This is a genomic window from Corynebacterium crudilactis, assembly GCF_001643015.1.
GTDB lineage: Bacteria > Actinomycetota > Actinomycetes > Mycobacteriales > Mycobacteriaceae > Corynebacterium > Corynebacterium crudilactis.
On record NZ_CP015623.1, the window covers coordinates 1 to 18,957 of the forward strand.

General features: G+C 54.1%; 19 protein-coding genes. 6 read left to right on the forward strand and 13 right to left on the reverse strand.

What is annotated here, in order from left to right:
* Positions 1-122 precede the first annotated feature (122 nt).
* The 3 genes from ccrud_RS13960 to ccrud_RS15830 all read right to left on the reverse strand — a co-directional run bounded on the left by ccrud_RS13960 (position 123) and on the right by ccrud_RS15830 (position 3,291).
* Positions 123-1,844, reverse strand: a complete 1,722-nt coding sequence (locus ccrud_RS13960) for a DEAD/DEAH box helicase (RefSeq protein ID WP_066570070.1) — start codon at positions 1,842-1,844, stop codon at positions 123-125.
* 100 nt (positions 1,845-1,944) lie between these two features.
* Entirely contained in the window at positions 1,945-2,241 is a 297-nt protein-coding gene (locus ccrud_RS13965) for a hypothetical protein (protein ID WP_066570073.1), read from the reverse strand.
* A 183-nt stretch (positions 2,242-2,424) separates the two neighbouring features.
* Positions 2,425-3,291 carry a hypothetical protein gene (locus ccrud_RS15830; protein ID WP_066570076.1) on the reverse strand — a complete coding sequence of 289 codons (867 nt, stop codon included), beginning with the start codon at positions 3,289-3,291 and terminating at the stop codon, positions 2,425-2,427.
* Positions 3,292-3,469: 178 nt separating this feature from the next.
* Here ccrud_RS15830 and ccrud_RS13975 point away from each other — a divergent pair, with 178 nt between their 5' ends.
* Entirely contained in the window at positions 3,470-4,402 is a 933-nt protein-coding gene (locus ccrud_RS13975; protein ID WP_066570078.1) for a ribonuclease HI, read from the forward strand.
* Positions 4,403-4,407: 5 nt separating this feature from the next.
* Here the strand turns inward: ccrud_RS13975 and ccrud_RS13980 are convergent, their stop codons facing one another.
* Complete coding sequence (locus ccrud_RS13980) at positions 4,408-5,535, reverse strand: tyrosine-type recombinase/integrase (RefSeq protein WP_066570080.1); 1,128 nt, start codon at positions 5,533-5,535, stop codon at positions 4,408-4,410.
* An 833-nt stretch (positions 5,536-6,368) separates the two neighbouring features.
* Between ccrud_RS13980 and ccrud_RS13985 the strand changes: the two genes are divergently transcribed.
* On the forward strand, positions 6,369-6,740 hold the full coding sequence (locus ccrud_RS13985) for a hypothetical protein (RefSeq protein ID WP_066570083.1): 372 nt from the start codon (positions 6,369-6,371) through the stop codon (positions 6,738-6,740).
* 432 nt (positions 6,741-7,172) lie between these two features.
* Here the strand turns inward: ccrud_RS13985 and ccrud_RS13990 are convergent, their stop codons facing one another.
* The 6 genes from ccrud_RS13990 to ccrud_RS14015 form a co-directional block, all read right to left on the reverse strand.
* On the reverse strand, positions 7,173-8,471 hold the full coding sequence (locus tag ccrud_RS13990; protein WP_066570085.1) for a DNA polymerase III subunit beta: 1,299 nt from the start codon (positions 8,469-8,471) through the stop codon (positions 7,173-7,175).
* A 296-nt stretch (positions 8,472-8,767) separates the two neighbouring features.
* The gene (locus ccrud_RS13995) at positions 8,768-9,487 is read right to left on the reverse strand and encodes a DUF2786 domain-containing protein (protein WP_066570086.1); all 720 of its coding nucleotides are present in this window, start codon (positions 9,485-9,487) and stop codon (positions 8,768-8,770) included.
* 181 nt (positions 9,488-9,668) lie between these two features.
* Complete coding sequence (locus ccrud_RS14000; protein ID WP_066570089.1) at positions 9,669-10,178, reverse strand: hypothetical protein; 510 nt, start codon at positions 10,176-10,178, stop codon at positions 9,669-9,671.
* 27 nt (positions 10,179-10,205) lie between these two features.
* Complete coding sequence (locus ccrud_RS14005) at positions 10,206-10,796, reverse strand: hypothetical protein (protein ID WP_066570092.1); 591 nt, start codon at positions 10,794-10,796, stop codon at positions 10,206-10,208.
* A gap of 89 nt (positions 10,797-10,885) precedes the next feature.
* Positions 10,886-11,260 (reverse strand): hypothetical protein, encoded by a 375-nt coding sequence (locus ccrud_RS14010; protein WP_066570098.1) that lies wholly within the window; start codon positions 11,258-11,260, stop codon positions 10,886-10,888.
* A complete protein-coding gene (locus ccrud_RS14015) occupies positions 11,257-12,303 on the reverse strand; it encodes a hypothetical protein (RefSeq protein WP_066570108.1) in 1,047 nt (348 codons plus the stop codon). Before ccrud_RS14015 ends, ccrud_RS14010 begins: the two co-directional genes overlap by 4 nt.
* 230 nt (positions 12,304-12,533) lie before the next feature.
* Here ccrud_RS14015 and ccrud_RS14020 point away from each other — a divergent pair, with 230 nt between their 5' ends.
* On the forward strand, positions 12,534-13,277 hold the full coding sequence (locus ccrud_RS14020; protein ID WP_157776034.1) for a hypothetical protein: 744 nt from the start codon (positions 12,534-12,536) through the stop codon (positions 13,275-13,277).
* Here ccrud_RS14020 and ccrud_RS14025 read toward each other — a convergent pair.
* On the reverse strand, positions 13,270-14,136 hold the full coding sequence (locus ccrud_RS14025; protein ID WP_066570115.1) for a hypothetical protein: 867 nt from the start codon (positions 14,134-14,136) through the stop codon (positions 13,270-13,272). The two genes, ccrud_RS14020 and ccrud_RS14025, sit on opposite strands and share 8 nt — an antisense overlap.
* A 32-nt stretch (positions 14,137-14,168) precedes the next feature.
* Between ccrud_RS14025 and ccrud_RS14030 the strand changes: the two genes are divergently transcribed.
* Positions 14,169-15,803 carry a hypothetical protein gene (locus ccrud_RS14030; protein WP_066570118.1) on the forward strand — a complete coding sequence of 545 codons (1,635 nt, stop codon included), beginning with the start codon at positions 14,169-14,171 and terminating at the stop codon, positions 15,801-15,803.
* A gap of 94 nt (positions 15,804-15,897) precedes the next feature.
* The gene (locus ccrud_RS14035; RefSeq protein WP_066570121.1) at positions 15,898-16,593 is read left to right on the forward strand and encodes an exonuclease domain-containing protein; all 696 of its coding nucleotides are present in this window, start codon (positions 15,898-15,900) and stop codon (positions 16,591-16,593) included.
* A gap of 303 nt (positions 16,594-16,896) precedes the next feature.
* Here the strand turns inward: ccrud_RS14035 and ccrud_RS14040 are convergent, their stop codons facing one another.
* Positions 16,897-17,211: a helix-turn-helix transcriptional regulator gene (locus ccrud_RS14040; protein ID WP_066570124.1), complete on the reverse strand. Its 315-nt coding sequence runs from the start codon at positions 17,209-17,211 to the stop codon at positions 16,897-16,899.
* A gap of 105 nt (positions 17,212-17,316) precedes the next feature.
* Entirely contained in the window at positions 17,317-18,003 is a 687-nt protein-coding gene (locus tag ccrud_RS14045) for a hypothetical protein (protein ID WP_066570128.1), read from the reverse strand.
* Positions 18,004-18,223: 220 nt separating this feature from the next.
* Here ccrud_RS14045 and ccrud_RS14050 point away from each other — a divergent pair, with 220 nt between their 5' ends.
* Positions 18,224-18,901 carry a single-stranded DNA-binding protein gene (locus ccrud_RS14050; RefSeq protein WP_066570131.1) on the forward strand — a complete coding sequence of 226 codons (678 nt, stop codon included), beginning with the start codon at positions 18,224-18,226 and terminating at the stop codon, positions 18,899-18,901.
* Positions 18,902-18,957: the final 56 nt, after the last annotated feature.

Consider the following 18,957-nt stretch of genomic DNA (forward strand, 5'->3'; position numbering starts at 1 on the left):
AGTTGCCTTCGAGGATGACCTCGATGTGTGGTGGGGTGGCGGGAAGATCATGGGGTGTGTCTTTGTAATGGGTGTGGCCACACAAAGGAGTGTTTGTGTGGCCGCGGGGTGGGTTGGGTGAATTACCCTTCTAGGGCGCGATCCACCGGCAACCAATCCGCACCAAACAACGAAGCAATATCTTTAAGCATGGAACGATCCGCATCAACGCTGGCAGCCAAACCAGATAGACGTGTCACCATGCGCTGAGCTGCATCTTCCTCAATTGTGCCTTCACCAAAAATCAACGACCAATCACACACCTGGCCATCACGGTGCGCCCTGCCCATCATCTGTTGCGCAGCAATGCCGGAATAGCGTGGCTGGTGGAAATACCCGCGCCGTGGGGCTGTCGTGGCCACCGAACCATCGGACAGTTCCTCCCCTGCGTGCAACGATACCGACGATACTGTGTTCAAAACAGCGACCTTGACCTGTCCTTTTTGAAACATTAGGCGTTGCTCCTCCATGTCGGGTCGGCCACCAAACAGTCGTGCCACTGGGATTCCCCGTTCCTCCAACGCATCTGCAATAGGTTGCGCTGCAGTACCCACATGCTCCACAGCGACCAACACCTGAAAACCGCTCTCCACATCCATCGCCACTCGATCCACCGTGGAATCAATACGCAAATGCGAAGCCTTTTGTCTGAACCTCGTTACTGCAGCCAGCCCACGCGCCATATCGTTTCCCTGGCGTGCCAACCGCATTTCCCGCTGGTAGTCGCCCCATTCGGCCAAATAGAGTCGGCGTTGCTCGGGGGACAGTTCGACCGGCAATCCCTCCAAGCTTGGGGCACCCCACGCAGCTTGGCGGTTAATCATCACAGGTGGTGTGGCGTGCAGCATCCAGTCTCGAACCGTGGCAATCGCTTTGTCCCGCACATGTTGGCTGGCTGCAGCGTCATCATCCCACCCCCAAGTACCGAACTTTTTGACCACTGGGAAACCATGCTCCGACAGCTTTAATCCCAGGTCATTCCACTCTTTCGGGGACTCTCCATGGATTTGAGCAAGGAGCGATGACAGATACAGATATTCCGTGGGGCAATGCCCCGGCGTCGCCGTCACCGACAACACAAACGGTGTGCTGGCACCAGGAGCGCTGTTGGCTTTGTTGATCCGCTTCATGCGGTTGGTGCGCTGAGAATCGCGCCTAAACTGGTGTGCTTCGTCGTTGATGACCACGGTGGGATTGATCCGTGGACGACCGTTGGGGCCGATCAGGTGCTTTAACCCACCATCTGATGACACGATGATCCAGCGCAGCCCACCATCACCAATGGCCGCGATATTAAGCCTCCACATGGGAATAGTCATGGTCGCTGGCCGATCCACGGTAATCAGCACTGTATCCCCACCACGGAGATGGCAGATCGCTTTCGCCGCCAACAGGCACGTAATCGTTTTACCTGTACCAACGCCTGAACCAATAAACGTTCCCCGCCACTTGGCAGCTGCAGCCTGCACCGCAATCGTGGCGTCCTCAATCTGGGCGGGGCGAGGCTTTCTGGGGGTTGCGGTGGCGTGGTGGGTGGGTGTTTTCTCCCCGTTGAGTTCGTCCTCCACCCACGCCTCATAGCTGTATGGTTTTGCAGCATACGGCGCTAAATCCGCTGGTAGTTCTTTCCCGACATAGAGGTGACGTTTCAAATCTTGACGGTAGTGAACGTGCGGTGGTCGGAGTTCAAATGGGAGATGCAGGAGGAAGAACTTTTCCCCCGGCCCTGGGGTGGGTAGTGGTGGGAGTGCTTTTGTAGTGCGCTTTTTGGGTGCTCTACGAGTACGGGTTCGGGCGGTGGCCATGGTTTTCACCAATCTTAAATCTGTGGATAGGAAAACACTGCACACCCCAAGAAAACGCAAAGGGTGCGCAGTGCGCTGTGGGAAAGCTAGTTGGGGGGAATTACACCTGGGAAAGTGCGGGGCGCAAGCGCGTTTTATCGGGGATCGCCCAGACGTAGACGATCTGATCCGCTGGCACGTTCAGTCCCTCCAATCCTCCACTGACCAGCCGTGATGCTTCTTCGCCGGTGATTTTAGGATTGTTTTTGAGGGAGGACACCACCTGGTTGAGGTATTTTTCTGCAGCACAAATGGCGTCCCATTTTCCATACACCGGTGCGCACACACCGGTTTTCAGCAAAACAACGAGTCGGCCCCACGCGGGATCGTTGTCTACATACTGTACGAACTGGCACATCGTCATGATCTTTCCCTAACTGTTGTGTGGATCTAGGTGGGTGAATGTTCAACTCGGAGGAGCTGTACGGTTTGGTTGTCGATTTCCCTGGTCTGTGGCCAGCCTGTTCCTGCAGGCAGGGGGATGCTGGGGTATTCCCATCCACGTGGATCCACGTAGATGCCGCACTCCATGGGTGGGTGACTAGAAGGGGTCGTCATCTCCATCCTTTTCTGGGGATTGGGACTGTGGTTTTTCAGCGAGAAGTGTTGCCAGTGATGTTGCCTTAGGGGCATTCTCCGTGCTCGCAGGTGCTGGCACTGCCTCCACGGTGTCCACATCCTCCGCCACCGGCGCCGGTTGTGGGGCAGGTTTCTGCTCTGGCTCTGGCTCTGGGGTGGGTTGTGGCGTGGCCACCGGCGCTGGCGCTGGCGTGGACACCGGCTCCGGGGTGGGTTCCGGAGTTGGTGTGCGAACAGCTTCTTCCACAGGGGCGACAGGAATAAACGCCGGGGTACGTGTGCCATCGTCGTGCACAAGAACACCATCGCTGCTCACTGTTGTTGCAGGCAGAGGGTTACTTTTCTCGAAGATGGGGATTTCTGGGGCGTCATCAGCACGGATCAGCAACTCCGTGATGTTGGCTTTCCTTTGATTAATGACCGTTGACAGGAACATGCTGTAACTCAGTCGCAGTGCGATACGCAGCGTGAGTAGACGAAGGTGCTGGTCGTCGCTGTCGGAGGCGAGTTTCATCAGCGCAGCGGTGTCCGCGATGTTGGCGGGATCTGCAGCAACCAGCGCGCGCACCACCTTCATGTGGGTGAGCGCTGCAAACGTGAACGGGGCGCGGTCATCACCAGAGGGCGCGGTCAAACCTCCACGGTGGTCTGGTCGCCCATCGGCCAGCCATGGGGATGGGCCAGCCATGGACACGATGTCATTGGTCAGCCTGGTGGAAACTTCGCTCAAAAATGCGCTGACTGATTCTGGGGTGAAGTGTCGCAACGTGATCTGTGAAGCCGCCAGTCCCAGTTGTTCCACTGAGTCCCGAGTGTTGTGTGAAGCCATAGTTTCCTCCTAGTTTTTTCTGTTTCGACAGTTTAGGGGGAGGGTGTTCACGAACTGGGTGGGTGGAGGTTGCGCTGGGGTTTTCATGTCCGGGCATACGTGAACACCCCAGTCTTAAAGTGTTCACCATCAAACAAAGTTCACAGAACTGCAGCCCCAGATTAAAGAAAGTAGAACCATGAATTGCCTTATCATTCAGCACGAAGTTGTCAGCACCAGAAAGATCATTATTTCGGGTTCCTATATCGGCGCTGGTGGTGCATCAACCATCAACCGTATTTCGTCATCTGACAAAAGTGATGACACCATCGCAGACATGTTTTTGGAGCTGTGGCAAAAAACAGATCCCAACGAAACCACCATCACCTACATCTCCGAACACAAGGTGCGGAGAATCCTCATTGAGCAGGCAGAACATTTCCCCGGCCTGAAAATCCAGAAAGTAATCACCGGCGCAGCACCCACCGAAGCATGGAAAATCTGCAGAAAAATGCTGTCCGACCTGGTAACCGACTACGAAAACGAACACGGCATTAAAAAGAAGCGGAAGACTGCCACGGCAACCCCCGTCGTCGTGGCCACCGACGCATCCAAAGGCAAACTACGCAAAATGGCCATCAGTGCAGTATCAACCACCGGCGTCATTCGAATCTCCACGGTGGAAGCTGGCCAAGTAGTTGAGGGTGAGTTCGCCGCTGTACTCCTCGCCCTCAACCACTGGGGTCAAACCAACGAGGATCTACACATCCTCACCGACTCCCTGGACGTGTTTGAACGGCTCAACTCAAAGCCCTCCAACCGCTGGAAGTCTGATCATGAAAAGAAGTGCCTTGAAAAGATTCAGGAACGCAGGGACGCCAACAAGGTTGTCGAAATTCACTGGGTACGCAGCCACAACGGCCATTTCCTCAACGACTTGGCCGACCGAGCGGCACTGACTGTTCGACGCTGCAAGCAGTGGGAAATGGACGAGACTTCGAAAGGTTTCATCGACGCATTCCACGAAGAACTCCGCGCAGGCCTGGTCGGAAAGGAACCGACAGACTTCATCCACGAAGCCTGCAACGACTTCCTGCCAGCCACGCGGAAAACCCTTGCACTTGCAGCATGAAAGAGCTAGTCAAGCATGTTATATACAGGGTTACTTCTGGCTGCATCTCTCGTAGCTTTACCCGCACCGCGCGTGTAGCGCTCAGTTGATCGCAGCGATTCATGACCTAACAGGTGTTTCAGCTCATGGATGGTCACGTTCGGATCATTCGCAAGCATGGTGGCCACAGTGTGGCGAAGCTGGTGCACGAGCGCTCCTTGGCTTCTGCTTCCCGTAATTCCAGCTACATCGAAAGCGTATTTCACTCGGTAATACACCGTAGATGGCGTAATCCGCTGGCCTAAATGATTGACGAAAACTGGGTCATTGGGCTTCCAGTATTTCCAAATATTTTCCGACCTTCCCTCTTCAACAGGTAGCTTTAACCTGCGACTTTCGAGGTAGTCTTCCAGAACTTTGGAGACTTCTTTTTCAAAAATCTGTACACGCTCTTTATTGCCTTTTCCCCTGATTTTGAGGGTGCGCGCGCCCGGTTCCTCGTAGATTTCTTTAATGTCTTTGAAGTCGATGCCACACAGTTCTGATTCTCGCATTCCGGTGACAAGAAACAGCAAAATCATGGCGTGGTCGCGTTCCCTCCACCTCGCAGGATGCGGGGAGGTGAAGTCTCCGTTGTATTCAACGTCGCTGGCTAATGTGCGGAGTAGTTGGTCAACATCTTCGGAGGAAAGTGGGGTGGGAATTCTGTTGGCGAAGTTGTTTGCCGCCGTCACCACTTGGCCCATGGGGTTTCGTTCGCTCATTTCATAATCGACCAGGAGCTGGCACATAGAATTCCACACCGTCCAACATTGTTGCTGGCTTGAGGGCGCTCGGGTGGTGGCGTATTCGTTGAAGGCGTCGCCCAGGTCGTTGCGGTTGATTAGTTCGATGGGTAATGCGTTGGCGGGTTCGCCTGAGATGTCAGAAAGAATTCGTCCCATCGAGTTGATTGCGTTTCTGTAACTGCGAATGGTGTTTGGTGATTTTCTTTGTCCCTGACAGCGGGATAGGAACCATGTTGCTAATTGCGTGATGGTTTCTACTTCGGTTCCCGTGCGCCACTTGTATCGAAATTCTTCTCCAATGGTTTCGACCATTTCAGTTTTTTGTTTGGTGTTGGGCTTTTTAGAGTTTTCGTTTTGTTCGTCCATTTTCTTTCCTATTCTTTGTTTTTGTTCAGGATTGAACTTTTTAAGATTCTTGATGTTTGCTGCTTTTTAATTATAAATAGTCAGTGTGTACCAAGTTTGGAATGTTTACACACTTTCGTCACATTGTCTGGTTTTGAATCGTATTGACTGTTTTGTATCTGTAAAAATCGGTTCTGCTCAAAAATGGTGCCGCCGTCTCACGGCTTGTAAGCCACTGTTGGGTCACCGGTAAGGCTTCAACGCCTTAAACGGGCGTGTAGAGCATTCATGCAGGTCAGAGGGGGTTGGGTGGGTTAGTGAATTTGGGGCAGAAGGAGTCTTTAACGCTTGGGGGAGGGGATTTTGCCTGCTCATGCTCGAATTGGAGAAACGTGGATAATGTCAATTATCCACGTTTCTCCGACTTCTTGCCAGAAGTGCCATCTAGGCGACTTTCCGGAAACTCGAAATGGTCAACATGTTTCATATCTAAACATCGTTACTTTTTGGACTATATGTTTAAAAACCATTCAATATTAAATATTGAGACAATGGCTTGAAAACATCTTTCAACAACATGCTTCATCAGTGTTCATCAAAAATCATGAATATGACTTTTTGGACGATGTTGGACTTTGTGGGGCTACCGGTTTTTCGAAACTCACTTAACTTTTTGCGCTATTTCCTAAAAGGTGAATATCTTGCAGTTGCGATCATTCCCTCAACGGACAAAACCTCCACGCCCCAACCCCCAACAACGATACTTTTATAAAAGTATCGTTGTTTACTTGTATACTTTTATAAAAGTATGATAGTTTCGGGAATGTCATCGACACAGCGCTAAGGAGAAAAACGTGGCTAGGGAAATTTTGACTGCACGACTTGGGGCACGCAAAGCCACCGATGAACCGACTGTCGGCTGGGTGGAGGGAATGTCCACTGCAGACGCATGGGAACATGGGCGAAGCTGGTGGCGCATGAATCCTGGCAGGGCCATCGAGTGCGAGTTGATGCTGATCCTTGACCCCGACTACACCGTCATCGCGGTGGGCACCATTGATGGCCTCATGAAAGGCGAAAACTACACCGAATTCAAGCGCGCGGAGATTGTTGGTGAAGTGATCGACGACCACGAGTACATGGGCTGCACGGTGAACCGCACCGGCTCCCAGAACCCGATTTCCTACGTCACGGATCGAGACATCATCGCCCCCACCGACAGCTAGATTCTTTAGCACTAAAACCCACCCACGCTCCCGATTTGGGGAGTGTTGGTGGGTTTCATTATTACTGCAATGACAGGCAAAAGCCTGCTCACAGCTCTTAACACCAGGCAGTGCGAGAAAAAGACCACATATACGCGGGGATCACTCCTGTCCCATTATCTACCCCATTCACCTGCATGTCTTATCTGGGGCGGGACTTGATGCGCGAGATTAAGCAGAAACCAATACGCGAACACGTGCGCATAAACGGTCACACCTGCATGTCTTATCTGGGTTTTTAGGTCTAAAAGTATCAAGCCCGCTCCCAGGATTCCTGGTGCGGGCTTAATGATTGAGTCTTATCTTAACCGAACAGCTGCAGTTTGGACAGTCGCGGCACATACCAAGAAAAAAGTCCCCCACCTCAAAGCATCGAGGTGGGGGATTTTTTGTTTAGCCTGGGAGTCGAATAGGCATGAGAATCATCTTGTGGTCACGTGCTGGGAGGTCACAGACGTCAAGGCGACCAAGTTGTTCGGTAGCGTCTTTAATCATCTTTTTCTTATCTACCGTGATGTTTCCATCGGCGTCGTATTCGTTGGCATCGAACATCAGGACGGGGCGACCAGGATTCATAAGGGTGAGTGCAATGTCTTCCACGTCGAAGCTGTTGAGGCAGTCCACCAGGTAGTTGCAGTTGACCCCGAACAGTGTGTTTCGGCCTGTTTTGTATGCCACATCTGTATCAATGGTGGTTGTTGCCAGTGGAATTGAGTTGCCGTTGTCGTCCATACGGCCGGTTTTGTCGAAAATGTTTAGCCCCACTTCCCCATCGACAATATTGATTCTTAGGTCTGCGAATCGCGGAGCAACGCCACTAAGCTTTTTCAGTTTGGTGACTAGTTCGTTGCGGTTGAATACGCACACAGTTTCAGCCTGTTTTGCCAGTAGTGGATCAATGTTCGGGAAATCCGCATCGAGTAGTTTTGCCGTGAAAACGGTGTTTTCGAACTCAAAGGAAAGGATTCCTTCGCAAGGCTTAGTGTTGCCCACAAATTTTACGGTGACCTCCCCTTCAACTGTTTTAAGCTGTCCAACCAGCAGTTTCAGTGAGTTTCCACGGATCAGAATGGACTTGTTCTCCAACATTTGTGGATCTACATGTGGTGTGTAGTCCACGGTGGTGGTGGAAAGCCTAAAACGGTCTGTGGAGCGGAATTCACACTTGTTTCCGACCAGTTTCATGTCTACGCCGGTGAGCATGGGGAGGCTGTCATCAGTGGAGCATGAGGACGCCACCTGTGGCCAGACTTCGCGGATTGTGGCTGCAGGGAAAGCACCAATTGGGGAGGACTCTGGGAGGTTGAATCCGTGGTCTTCCAGGGGTGTTTCCTGATCGAGGTTGAGCGTAATGTCGCTGATTGTCATAGCGACGTTGCTGTCGGTGGCCACGAATGTCACGGGAAGTGCGTTGGTGGTCTTGTTTCGCTTTCCAACGGCCTTTTTGAGCATGGTGTTGGTTCGTGGGGCGTCTACGGTGAATTCGCCGGGGGTGGTGTTGGTGGCGGGGAGGGTGACTTCTGCGGTGACCTCCCAGTTATCGACACTTAGGGTGAGTGTGCTGTTTGGGTTGGTGCGGATACGCATGTTTTTGCGTTGTTTGGTGCAAATTTTTGCGAGGTTTTCGACTGCTGGCAGGAGGTGTTCGACGGTGGTGGTTGCTTCCACGGTTTTGGTGATGGTGGTGGTCATGATCGTCTCCTTTGAAGACTTAGGGGGTGAGCGCGGTCTGTGTGGAACGCGCTTGTCGTTTTGACTTCTTTACTGTCTCAAGTGGTGGTGTGGTGGTGCCCGAGGTTTTGTGTTGATGGCGGTGATCGTTGGGGTATTGTGCTGGGGTTTTGTTGTGTTTGGGGAGGACAGTTGGGTGTTGTTGGGGTGTTTTTGTTGGGTGTGAGGTGTGGGAGTTTGGACAGTGTGTGATGGTTTTTGGATATGGGAAAAGGGTGTGGCCACGGTTGGTGGCCACACCCTTTTTGGTGGAGGGGTTATGCGGTTAGCGCTACAGGTTGTTTGTTGATTCGGGTTTGTCCGATGTCTGTGTTTTCTGCACTGTCAGACCCTTTTTGGACTAGTTCAGCATCGTATCTAGCCCTTGTTGTGAGGGTTTTGCGGTCAGGGTGTTCTTTCTCTGCCATTTCTTCCGCTGCTCTCAAATCATCTACTAGGGAAATTTCTGTGCCTGTTCCCTGTGCTGTGGCCTCTTCCACCACTGTTTTTTCGATGTTTTTGAGGCGTTGCCCAATGGAATAGATGAATCCTCGCATCCATGAGCGCTTGAGTACAGCGGTGGTTTCACCCCATGGGTTGTTGGCTGTTTTGGCTGCTTTCGTTGCGCCTGTAGCCATTTGGGGGTTCAAAATGGTGAACAGCATCATGACACGTTCAACGTGACGGCGACGGCCAAAGATGGTGACCTTAGTGATTTTTCGACCGTTTCCAGTACCGACAATCGTGCAGCTTAATGCCTCAGAAATGCTGGAAAGCAACCTGAACTGCATTGGGGTGTGTGCCCCTCCAAGGGAGATGCTCTCGGCAATAAGCTGTGAGCTTTCATCGCCGTTGACCTGGGATTCTTCCACACCGTAGTGTGCCATCAGTTCAAACGCTTTGGCCTGGAAAGCATCGCCCTCGGGGGTTCCCTCCTGGTCTGCTGCTTTGGCAAGCAAACCCCGGATTTTACGTTCGATAGCGCTTTTCTGACTCATGATGATTCTCCTCTACAACTCGGGTGCAAGACTTTCTGTGTAAGCCTTGCTCTGTGGAACTGATCTCATAGTCGCATCGTGGCGATGTGGGGTGCCCGAATGTCGATGCCCACGGCGGTGGTGTGGCCACGGTATTTTCCCAGGTCGCAGGGTTGGGGTGTGGCGGACAGTCCGGAGGGGGTTATCGTGATCCGGCTGTCAGGCAAGTGATCGCTCCGGATACTGCAGATCCGGCGCGTGTTTCGGCATCCGCTGGTGGGGAGTTGGTTGCTTGTTGGGTTCCTGCGGTGGCTGCCTGCCATTCATCGTTGACGTTGACCCACACAAGGTGGGGTTGGTCGATGGTTCCTGCAGCACTTCTAACCATGAGAGCTGTTGCTTCGGTGTGGGTGTCTGAGTCGATCCAACTGGCGGACAGTTCTGCGGTGCCGCCAGGTTGTTTCAAGGTGTCGAGTAGATCATTTATGTGTTGTTGGGTGGGGGTGGTGCATTCGTCTGGTTTTTGGAGGGTGGTTGTGGGTTTCGCGGCGGTGAGCGTTTCCGCTGGTTGGGTGGCTGTTGTGGTGTTTTGGGTAGGGGTGTCTTCGTCGTCGTTGAGGACGGCGAAGGCGACGGGGCCTAGGAAGGCGAGGGTGAAGATACCGCCAAGTCCAATGAGTGTGAGAGTGTTCTTGTTTGTGTTGTCGGCCATGGGATTGTCCCTTCAAAAAGGTGTGGGTTAGTTGAGGGGGAGGTCGCATAGTGCGGAGATTTGGTGGGTGACTGTTTCCAACGCGACAGTGGGGTTGGTGTGCAGGTCAGCGACCATTTGGGGCATTTGGATGTGAAGGTCTAAAAGTTTTATTTGATCCGCTAGTTCTTGGATGCGGCTGGCGGGTTGTTCCACGTTGTGGTGGAAGTTTTCGTCCACCACCTGCGTCATTTGGTTTATGAGGGTGCTGGCGCTGTCTAGGTCGTGGTGGGTGGAAACGATGTCGTCGTGTTCTATGAGTGCGGAGTCCACGGTGAGCATGGCATCGAGTTGGCGGTACAGGGTGGCCACGAGCGCGCGGACTGTGGTGGTGGGGTCGCCTAGGTAGCTTTCGGATACGGTGCGGGAAGTGGCGATGGTTTTGATGTTGGCGACAGTGGTGTCGGCTATGTCGGTGACTTCGGGGTGGAGGAAGCTGGTTCGTTTGATGGTGTGGGGATCTGGGTAGCTTGTTTTTCTGATCCAGGTGAGGACGCCGCGTGGTGGCTGGGGGATGGTGTCAGGGTCGGTGACGGTGATCCAGTTGTGGTTGTTTTCGATGATTCCTGGGATGGCCATGATGTTTTTCCTTTGTTTGTTGGGGTGGTGGTGTTGATTATTCCGCGTGGGATGTGGGTGTTGCCCGCTGTTGTGGTGGACAGTGTTTTTCAGCGGTGTGGTTTGTTGTCTTCCCAGGTGGCTTGGCGTTTTGCTTCTTCTGCGAGGGCTGGGTAGTGGTGGGCGATTTCTGCGAGTTGTCGGCCTTTGATGATCGCTCCGGCTGCGTTGCGGGTGGTTTTGTCGGTGATGGTGCGGAGGAAGTCTCGGTGGTCGTCGTAGTGGGAGCAGACGTGTCGCAAATAGTTGACGGTGATGCGTTCCAGGAAGTGTTGGTCTGATTCGTTGGTTGCTGTTTTGTTGTCGCCGCGTTGGTTGTAGTGGCGTTGTGCGGCTGCGATGGCTCTGGGCAGGGGCATGGTTTTTACGGAGACATCGACAAGGCGTGCTGCGCCGAGGATTTGTTGTGGGGTGGGTGTGGTCATGCGTTGAGGGTGCTTTCTACGAGGTCGGCTGCGGCGGTGGCGATAATGGCTTGGGGGTTGGGGTGTGCGCGCCAGGCTCCGATGGTGGTGCGGATGGCGGTTCCGACTGCTTTGTCGGTACTGAAACCTCCGGTGATCAGGAGGCTGCGGGGTGTGTTGTCGTCTTCATCGACGTTCCAGATGTGGGTGATGTCTGGGTTTGCGGTGAGGCGTTTGAGGGTGAGTGCTGCGAGGTCTTCTACGAGGTCGCTGACTTGTCCTGCGGAAATGTTGATGGTTGAAAATGGTGCGGGGAGGGTGATTTCTATGAGGTCTTCGGGGTGTGTGGTGGCGTGTGCTTTGGTGCGGAGTTGTTGTCCAACTGTGTGGGCTTGGGTTTCCCATTGTGGGGTTGGGGTGAAGGTGGGGTCGAGGTGGGTGGCGATGCGGGTGGTGAGTTCAGTGTCGAGGTGGCGTCGCCCGCCGTTGGGGTCGGCGCGGTGAATGTCTGGGATGTGGGTGTTTTCTTTGGGGAGGGCCATGGTGAGGGTGGCTTTGTTTTCCCCGAAGTCGATGCAGGTGACAGCTCCGGTTGTGGTGCTGTTGAGTGTTGCTGCGTGTGCGGTGGCTTCGTCGGCTCCGATGGTGGTGACGGGAAGGCCTGTGGTTTCGAGTGCTTTTGTGTAGGCGGTGGTGATGTAGTCGGGCCAGTGGGTGGGGACGACAGCTGCGATGTGTGTGGGGCGTTGGCCTGCTTCGTCGGTGGCGGCGTCGATGGCTGGGCGGATAGCCATTTCTATGAGTGCGTTAGCTCCCCAAGGGGTGTTGGCGATGATTTGGGGTGGTTGTCCGAGGTGGGTGGTGAGGTTGGTGACGTGTTGTGTGGTGTCGCCGGTGTAGTCGGGGCGTTTGATTTCGCCGTTGGTGTCCACCAGGAGGGTGGCTGGGTAGTGGGGTTGGTTGTTGATGATGGGTAGTGGTGTGGGTTGTTCGCCGGTTTCTGCGAGTGCGGTGGCGATGGTGGCGGTGCCGAGGTCGATGCCGAGGACGAGGTTGTGTGCCATGGGGGTTCTCCAATCCAGGGGGTGGGTGTGGTGTGTTTATTGAAGCATGGTGGTGTGCACGGTTTTTGGGGGTTGGTGGACAGGCGGGTGCGACAATCAGAGCTGCTAAATGTTCGTTGAATTTTTTGTTGCGGAGTGTGATGTTGATGTCCACGTATTCGAAGTACACGGCCCACAAATCGTCTGGTAGTAGCGGTTCTAATGGGGGGAGGTCAGGGCTTTGGGGTCGGTTGACGACGCCGGTGAAAGTGGGTGTGGGTGTGGTGTCTGCGGTGGCTGCTGTGGGTGGGTTTGTTGCTGTTGCGGTTAACTCGTTGACCACCGAGTTGGATACCCTCGCCTATCGGGACAGTCTGATTACGGTTGGTGGTGGTGATTTGCCTGCACCTCCGTTTATTGGCTGGTCGCAGGAATTTGTGGAGTCCCCACCTGAGCGTTTGCAGACGTCGGGGACGATCACCAATGTCAGTAATCCTGAGTGTGAGCCTGGTGGCGAGCGCCAGGCGGAGTTGTATGGCTTGGTGATGGAGAATGCTAGTCGGTGGTCGGCCACGGAGTTGTTTAATGCTGCCTATAATTCACAGATTCGTGTGGATGCGTCTGACTCATACATAAAATCTAATGGGTTAGATTATGGGGTGGTTGACCGCTGGCTTGACGACTGTGGTTTTGTCAGCTTCGACCAGGGCGATAAAACCATCCGCATCACCAACAAACCGTTGGACGTGGATATGGGTGTGTGGGATTTCTCCGATGGCCGAGCCTGGGTGCAAACAGTGGCCACCACCACCGCCCAAGGATTCCAGGGCGCGTCATCAACCATTACGACACTGGGCAACGCCCCCGGCGTGACGTTGCAAGCACAACTCACATTCCGTGGCCGCGCCGATGACAATGCGGTGGCCACCATGGACTTGTTGTGGTCTTCCCAAGCAATGAAAGCACTACAGACACAAAAAGACAGCGCTAAATAAGTTGATGTGACGCCCGCGTTTCCAACTGTTTCGCCAGTTCAGCGACTTGCGGGGGAAGTTGCGCTGGCTCCAACAACGTCGAGGCTGGAAGCGCTGGCACACCATGGCCCACAGGGGAGATGCGAAGCACCGCACCAGGATAATCCAACGCCCAATCATGGGTGTGGCGTGGGCGCGGGTAGGTTTTCCGCGCCGAAGAATCAATAATCCGGGAATCATCCACAAGAAGCTTGAACCGTCGATCCCGCAGTTTTTCAATCTCCCCCGGCTTCTTATTGTCCCTGGGGGAAAGAGCATCTTGAACAGCGCGGAGAAGCTTGTCCACATCTGGGGGAACCATCGGAGGCACCCGTGGCGGTGTCGAATCCTCGGTCTCCAACGGATTCCAGGGTGGCAGTTTCGCCGGTGCAGGCACAGTAAGCACCACATCGAGGCAAACAGGAATGTTCAGCGCAGTCCACTTCCCTGCTACTGTGCGCAACGCTTCCTTCGTGAGGGTGTCCCGCCAGGCGTGGAGTTTCTTGCCGTTGGAGTGTTTCACCACCCCACCCACCGCTTTCATGGATCCTTGTGTCTCGGGTTTTCCTGCAGCAACAATCCACAGGGAGCAATCCTCAAAGCGGGACAGTTCCCCCAACGCCTCCGGTCGAATAAACGTCTGGGAGGTGGGGTTTGGGGTGAGGAAACGCTTCCCCGATGCTGTGGGCGCGGCAACAGTCGAGGCAGGTTTCGGTACAGAAATGTTGGTTGGGGTGTTTTTGCAGCTGGCGCAGCATTCACTAGCAGTGAGGATGATGGCATTTTTGCATCGTGGACACCACTGGTGTGTTCCCGCTTTAATCAATGTTTCAACATTCATGCCTGTTAAACCTATGGGGTGGGTGTGCAGCAATGCCCGACACGAAACCATCCCTCACCACAATCGTGTTTATGCAGGTTAAGGCGCTTTTTCCTGTTCCGGGCATAGGTGGAACAGTCAGTGGGAACATGGAATCACACAACACCACAACCCCTAGCCGAAAGCAGCCACACATGTTCCAGCGTCAAAACCACAACACCTCTTTCGTCGCCTACTCCGCGCAACCAAGCAAAAAGCCACAAACCGTTGTTGTAGACGGAAAAGAGCTCGCCACCCGCATCCACCCAGACGTGTTCATCAACGAATACACATCGGTGAAAATTAAGTCAGTCACCGACAACGGCGAAACCGCCAACATCGTGTTCGACGCCTCCACAGTTGTCACCTCAAGCGACAAAAAAATGAAGTACGACTTCGGCGCGAACATCCAATCCAACACTGACCTCCACAAGCTCGCCACAGAAGCCTACAACCAGGGCACACCCGTCTATGTCGCCCTAGAAACACGACGCCGATACAAAACCAAAAACGGGGAAATCGTTCCACTGACCACCCCAATCCACAAGCTCCGTGGCTGCAAAGACGGCCCCCAGTCCGCAGCGAACTCCTCCACCACCGGCGAAAACTGCTCCAAAATCATTGCAGCAATGGGCTGGGCTGAACAACCCAACCACACCTTGTTTTCCACGGAAACCCAGTCTGATCCCAACATCTGGCCACTGGTGCGCGGAAACCAGGACGGCGACCTCGCCCCAGAAGGCTTCACCATTCCTTTCCTCCCCAACGGCGCAGCCCTCCCAGATGGCACTCCCCTCCCCAACGGCACCCGTGCTGGCGGAATCATCGCCACCCCACGCACCCAAACAACCGGCGACAACACTGAATTGTTGAAGGAACTCGCCCAACTCAAAAAAATGGTCGCCCACCTGCAAACCAGTTCCAGTAGCGCTGGTGGTGCAAAGCCATGGTGTGAACGACTCGGAAACGGCCAAATCAACCCCGGCTCCTACGAAATCACCCAGATCCGCCACACCCGCGAAACCGCAACACACATCATCACCACCGCCCTCGCCACCACTGACACCACCCTCCCCGGTGAACAGCTCAGGTCTTTGGAATCCTCCCTCACCCGCGTACTCCTATGGCTGGCCGATGGCGTCCAAGCCCACGTCGCAGGCTCAGTCGATCGCATGGGCAAGTCCTACACAGAAGCAGGCGCATGGGTAAAACACGTCATCCGCTGTGAAGATCCCTACCTGGCCTCCATGATCGGAGACGATGATGAAGCAAAAACCCAAGCAAACGCCTGGGCAAAGCGCGTCCGCACCGCAGCAAGCGAACGCTACGCAGAAGCCGTGGAACTCGCTGCAGAACACGCCGAACAAACCACCGGAATCAAAAGCCACACCCCCGCAGACACCAACCAAAATGTCACCATGTTTTCCGACGACGTGGAAGCCCGCAAACTGTGGGACGAACTGATTGTCACCATCGGCATGGAAAAGCACGTTAGCAACCTCAACCCCGCGCTCACCACCCAATTTGGAAGTCACCTCTCCACCCAAATCCCTGCAGACCACATGCGTGCCGCACTTTCCGAATGGTTGGCCAACCCGCAGCAATTCCTCGCTTGGGCTGAAAACGAATGGGCAAAATCACACGCATAAACCCACCCCACACCCACCACGACAACTCCCCTCGTGGTGGGTGAACACCCATCAGTTACCGTTCAACACACCCCTTAACGAAAAGGAACACCCCATGGATTTCACATCCCTACAGTTTTGCGCATTCGACCTGGAAACCACCGGCATCAACGTCAACGAAGACCGCATTGTCACCGCCAACATCACACACATCGACCCCATCACCGGCCACGTAGACAGCACAAATTGGCTCGCCAACCCCGGCATCGACATCTCACCGCAAGCCACCGAAGTTCACGGCATCAGCAACGAACACGCCAGACAACATGGACGCCCCCACGACGATGTTGTTCAAGAAGTAGCCACCAACCTCACCACCGCATGGAATGATGGGAAAGCCATCATCGTGTACAACGCGCCCTTCGACCTGTCCATGATGACAGCCCTCACGCAACAACAGTTTCAAGTCGGTGGCCTTGTTATCGACCCTCTTACACTGGATCGTGCGCTCAGTTTTCGTCGTGGTTCCCGCAAACTCGTTGACGTTGCCAAACACTATGAACTGCCGGTGGATGAAGGAAACGCCCACGCAGCGGACTACGACGCGCTCCTTGCAGCACGAATCGCTTGGCGCGTTCTACGCCGCTTCAAAAGGCAACTCCCCTCCACAATCGAGGATCTTATGCTTTACCAAAGCAACGCCTACCGGCGTCAACACGAAAGCCTGAAAAAGTATATGGAAAGCAAGGGGACACAAATCTCCGGCGACGCTGGCTGGCCAGTACAGCATTCAGTAACCACAGGTAACTAGTACATTTTCTTCCCCCACCATGAAAATGGGGTGTTAAACGCCAATCGTTGTTTTACGGTCGGCGTCTTTCCCTTCCCTGCCACAATCCAGCACAACGGACAGTAAAAATCCCCACGTGTGTGGGGAAGATCCACTTTTCATAGCGCGGCGAACCCGGTCTAGCTAAAAATCCCCACGTGTGTGGGGAAGATACTTCTTTACCTGCACAAACAGATAGTTGTGTGCAGGTTTTTGTTCACTTTTCAGCTACCAAAGAGCAGTAATGGGAATCAGCATACACATGGGGTTTTGCTGTCTTTAACCCTATTCGACATCTGTTGGGGGTGCTTCCTTAATGTAGGTGAGGAAGTCTACTACGGGGGTGTCTTTCAGGCTGTACAGCATTTGTTTACCCCACCTTTTCCCCTCCACAACACCTTTTCCCGCCAAGTACACAAGCGCCCTTGATGCGTGGTTGACGCTCATTTCGGCCTGTTTTGCAAGGCAGGTGACAGGCGTTGGTGTGGGAGTGGAGTGTAGTACGAGGAGGATGCGTAGGCGTTTAGCGTTTGACAGTGTTCTGCAGTGGTCGGCCCAGGTGGTGATGGTTTCTTCGGGGAGTGAAGGTGTGGTGTGCATGGTTGTCCTTGGTGGTTCAGGGAAGTTGGTGTCCATAACACTAGGAATCGGGTTGTGGAGTGTGCCCGAGCCTTTTCATCTGTGGGCCTTGCACGTGCGGTTTTGTTAGTAGCCTACGTGCTTTCGGAATTTCCTTATCCATGCGGCACTTCGGTCGGCTGCTTCTGCAACGTCGTTGACTGATGCTCCCTCCCCGAGGGCTTTGACAATGAGGTTGTCTCGTTGTTGGAGGAGGTTGTCGAGTTGGGTTTGTGTTTGTTCGAGTTGGTGGGCGGTTTTTTCGAGTTGGTGGATGGCGTCTTTTCCGAGGGTTCCGTCTTTTTGGGCGGTGGTGATGGTGGTGGTGAGGTAGGTGATGTCGTTGTCACTGAGTGCGTTGCGGTTGATGGTTCGGTTATCGGTTTCTTCTAGGCCGGCTAGGTAGTTTTCGGCGGCGGTGAGGGTGAAGGTGGGGTTGAGTCGGAGTTTTCCTGCGATGAATGTGGCGATGGTGTGGAGGTCGGTGGAGTTTGGTTGTTCAGTGATGGTGATGTGGTTGGGGTGGATGTCCCAAAGGTCGGAGGCGCATTCTTTGAGTGAGCCTGGGGTGAGTTCGATGGGCGTGCGGGGTTCTTCGTCGTCTTCGTAGTCGTTTTCGTCTAGTTCCCAGACTGTCCAGATTCCGAGTTCTTGGTTTGTTTTTCCGGCTTGTTCGAGGAGGTGGGTTTGGATGTCTTTGAGGGTGCCGGTGATGGGTTCGGATCGTCCGTGGGGATCGTATTTTTGGTTTGCGGACAGTGTGTAGATGGTCATGTGGTTTTCCTTGTGTGGTGGGTGTGTTAGGTTTCTTTCCCCAAACGTTATGCGACTACAGTTTTGTTCGCAACCATAAGCGCAGTGAACAACACCACCCAAAAAGTGGGGGCTTCAACCAGCCAAAAACACCCCACAACCACTCCGGGCACCCACAAACACCCAACCCGTACCGTTAAACACACACAACAACCCACCACCCAACCAAGGAGAAAACACCATGGCCATCGGAGATACCAACATCACCGTCGTCGGCAACATCGTTGCTGACCCCGAGCTACGCTTCACCCCATCAGGAGCAGCCGTCGCCAACTTCCGCATCGCATCAACCCCACGCTCATTCAACCGCCAAACCAACCAGTGGGAGGACGGCGAAGCACTCTTCCTCACCGTCAACGTCTGGCGACAGGCTGCAGAAAACGTCGCAGAATCCTTGTCAAAAGGTATGCGCGTCATCGTCACCGGTCGCCTCAAGCAGCGCTCCTACGAAACCCGTGAGGGTGATAAGCGCAGTGTCTTCGAGGTTGAGGCAGATGAAGTTGGCCCGTCCCTCACTTTCGCTAAAGCAGATGTGCAACGCACCCCACGTGGCGGAAACGGCGGGGGCAACTTCGGAGGAAACCAGAACCAGAACCAGAATCAGGGCGGTTTTGGCGGCAATAACGCTGACCAAAATCAGAATCAGGGTGGAAACTTCGGAGGAAACCAAGGAGGATTCAGCGGAAACCCACAACAAAACACCGGCCAAAACACTGATCAAAACACTGATCAAAACACTGGCCAAAACAGCTTCGGAGGACACCCAGCCCAGCAAGCCCCAGAAAACGACCCCTGGAACTCAGCCCCACCGGCAGGAAGCGGAGGATTCGGCGGAGCAGACGACGAACCACCTTTCTAAAATCCAATAAAACCCACCCCACCACATTGGTGGGGTTTCTTTTTTCCGTACCCACC

What these genes read in the sequence shown, in the direction of transcription:
- ccrud_RS14045 (WP_066570128.1), bottom strand. Translation starts at nt 18,003, where the DNA reads ATGACCATCTACACACTGTCCGCAAACCAAAAATACGATCCCCACGGA.
- ccrud_RS13965 (WP_066570073.1), bottom strand. Translation starts at nt 2,241, where the DNA reads ATGTGCCAGTTCGTACAGTATGTAGACAACGATCCCGCGTGGGGCCGA.
- ccrud_RS14010 (WP_066570098.1), bottom strand. Translation starts at nt 11,260, where the DNA reads ATGACCACACCCACCCCACAACAAATCCTCGGCGCAGCACGCCTTGTC.
- ccrud_RS14030 (WP_066570118.1), top strand. Translation starts at nt 14,169, where the DNA reads ATGCCCGACACGAAACCATCCCTCACCACAATCGTGTTTATGCAGGTT.
- ccrud_RS13990 (WP_066570085.1), bottom strand. Translation starts at nt 8,471, where the DNA reads ATGACCACCACCATCACCAAAACCGTGGAAGCAACCACCACCGTCGAA.
- ccrud_RS14035 (WP_066570121.1), top strand. Translation starts at nt 15,898, where the DNA reads ATGGATTTCACATCCCTACAGTTTTGCGCATTCGACCTGGAAACCACC.
- ccrud_RS14025 (WP_066570115.1), bottom strand. Translation starts at nt 14,136, where the DNA reads ATGAATGTTGAAACATTGATTAAAGCGGGAACACACCAGTGGTGTCCA.
- ccrud_RS14040 (WP_066570124.1), bottom strand. Translation starts at nt 17,211, where the DNA reads ATGCACACCACACCTTCACTCCCCGAAGAAACCATCACCACCTGGGCC.
- ccrud_RS13995 (WP_066570086.1), bottom strand. Translation starts at nt 9,487, where the DNA reads ATGAGTCAGAAAAGCGCTATCGAACGTAAAATCCGGGGTTTGCTTGCC.
- ccrud_RS13980 (WP_066570080.1), bottom strand. Translation starts at nt 5,535, where the DNA reads ATGGACGAACAAAACGAAAACTCTAAAAAGCCCAACACCAAACAAAAA.
- ccrud_RS14000 (WP_066570089.1), bottom strand. Translation starts at nt 10,178, where the DNA reads ATGGCCGACAACACAAACAAGAACACTCTCACACTCATTGGACTTGGC.
- ccrud_RS14015 (WP_066570108.1), bottom strand. Translation starts at nt 12,303, where the DNA reads ATGGCACACAACCTCGTCCTCGGCATCGACCTCGGCACCGCCACCATC.
- ccrud_RS15830 (WP_066570076.1), bottom strand. Translation starts at nt 3,291, where the DNA reads ATGGCTTCACACAACACTCGGGACTCAGTGGAACAACTGGGACTGGCG.
- ccrud_RS14005 (WP_066570092.1), bottom strand. Translation starts at nt 10,796, where the DNA reads ATGGCCATCCCAGGAATCATCGAAAACAACCACAACTGGATCACCGTC.
- ccrud_RS13975 (WP_066570078.1), top strand. Translation starts at nt 3,470, where the DNA reads ATGAATTGCCTTATCATTCAGCACGAAGTTGTCAGCACCAGAAAGATC.
- ccrud_RS13960 (WP_066570070.1), bottom strand. Translation starts at nt 1,844, where the DNA reads ATGGCCACCGCCCGAACCCGTACTCGTAGAGCACCCAAAAAGCGCACT.
- ccrud_RS14050 (WP_066570131.1), top strand. Translation starts at nt 18,224, where the DNA reads ATGGCCATCGGAGATACCAACATCACCGTCGTCGGCAACATCGTTGCT.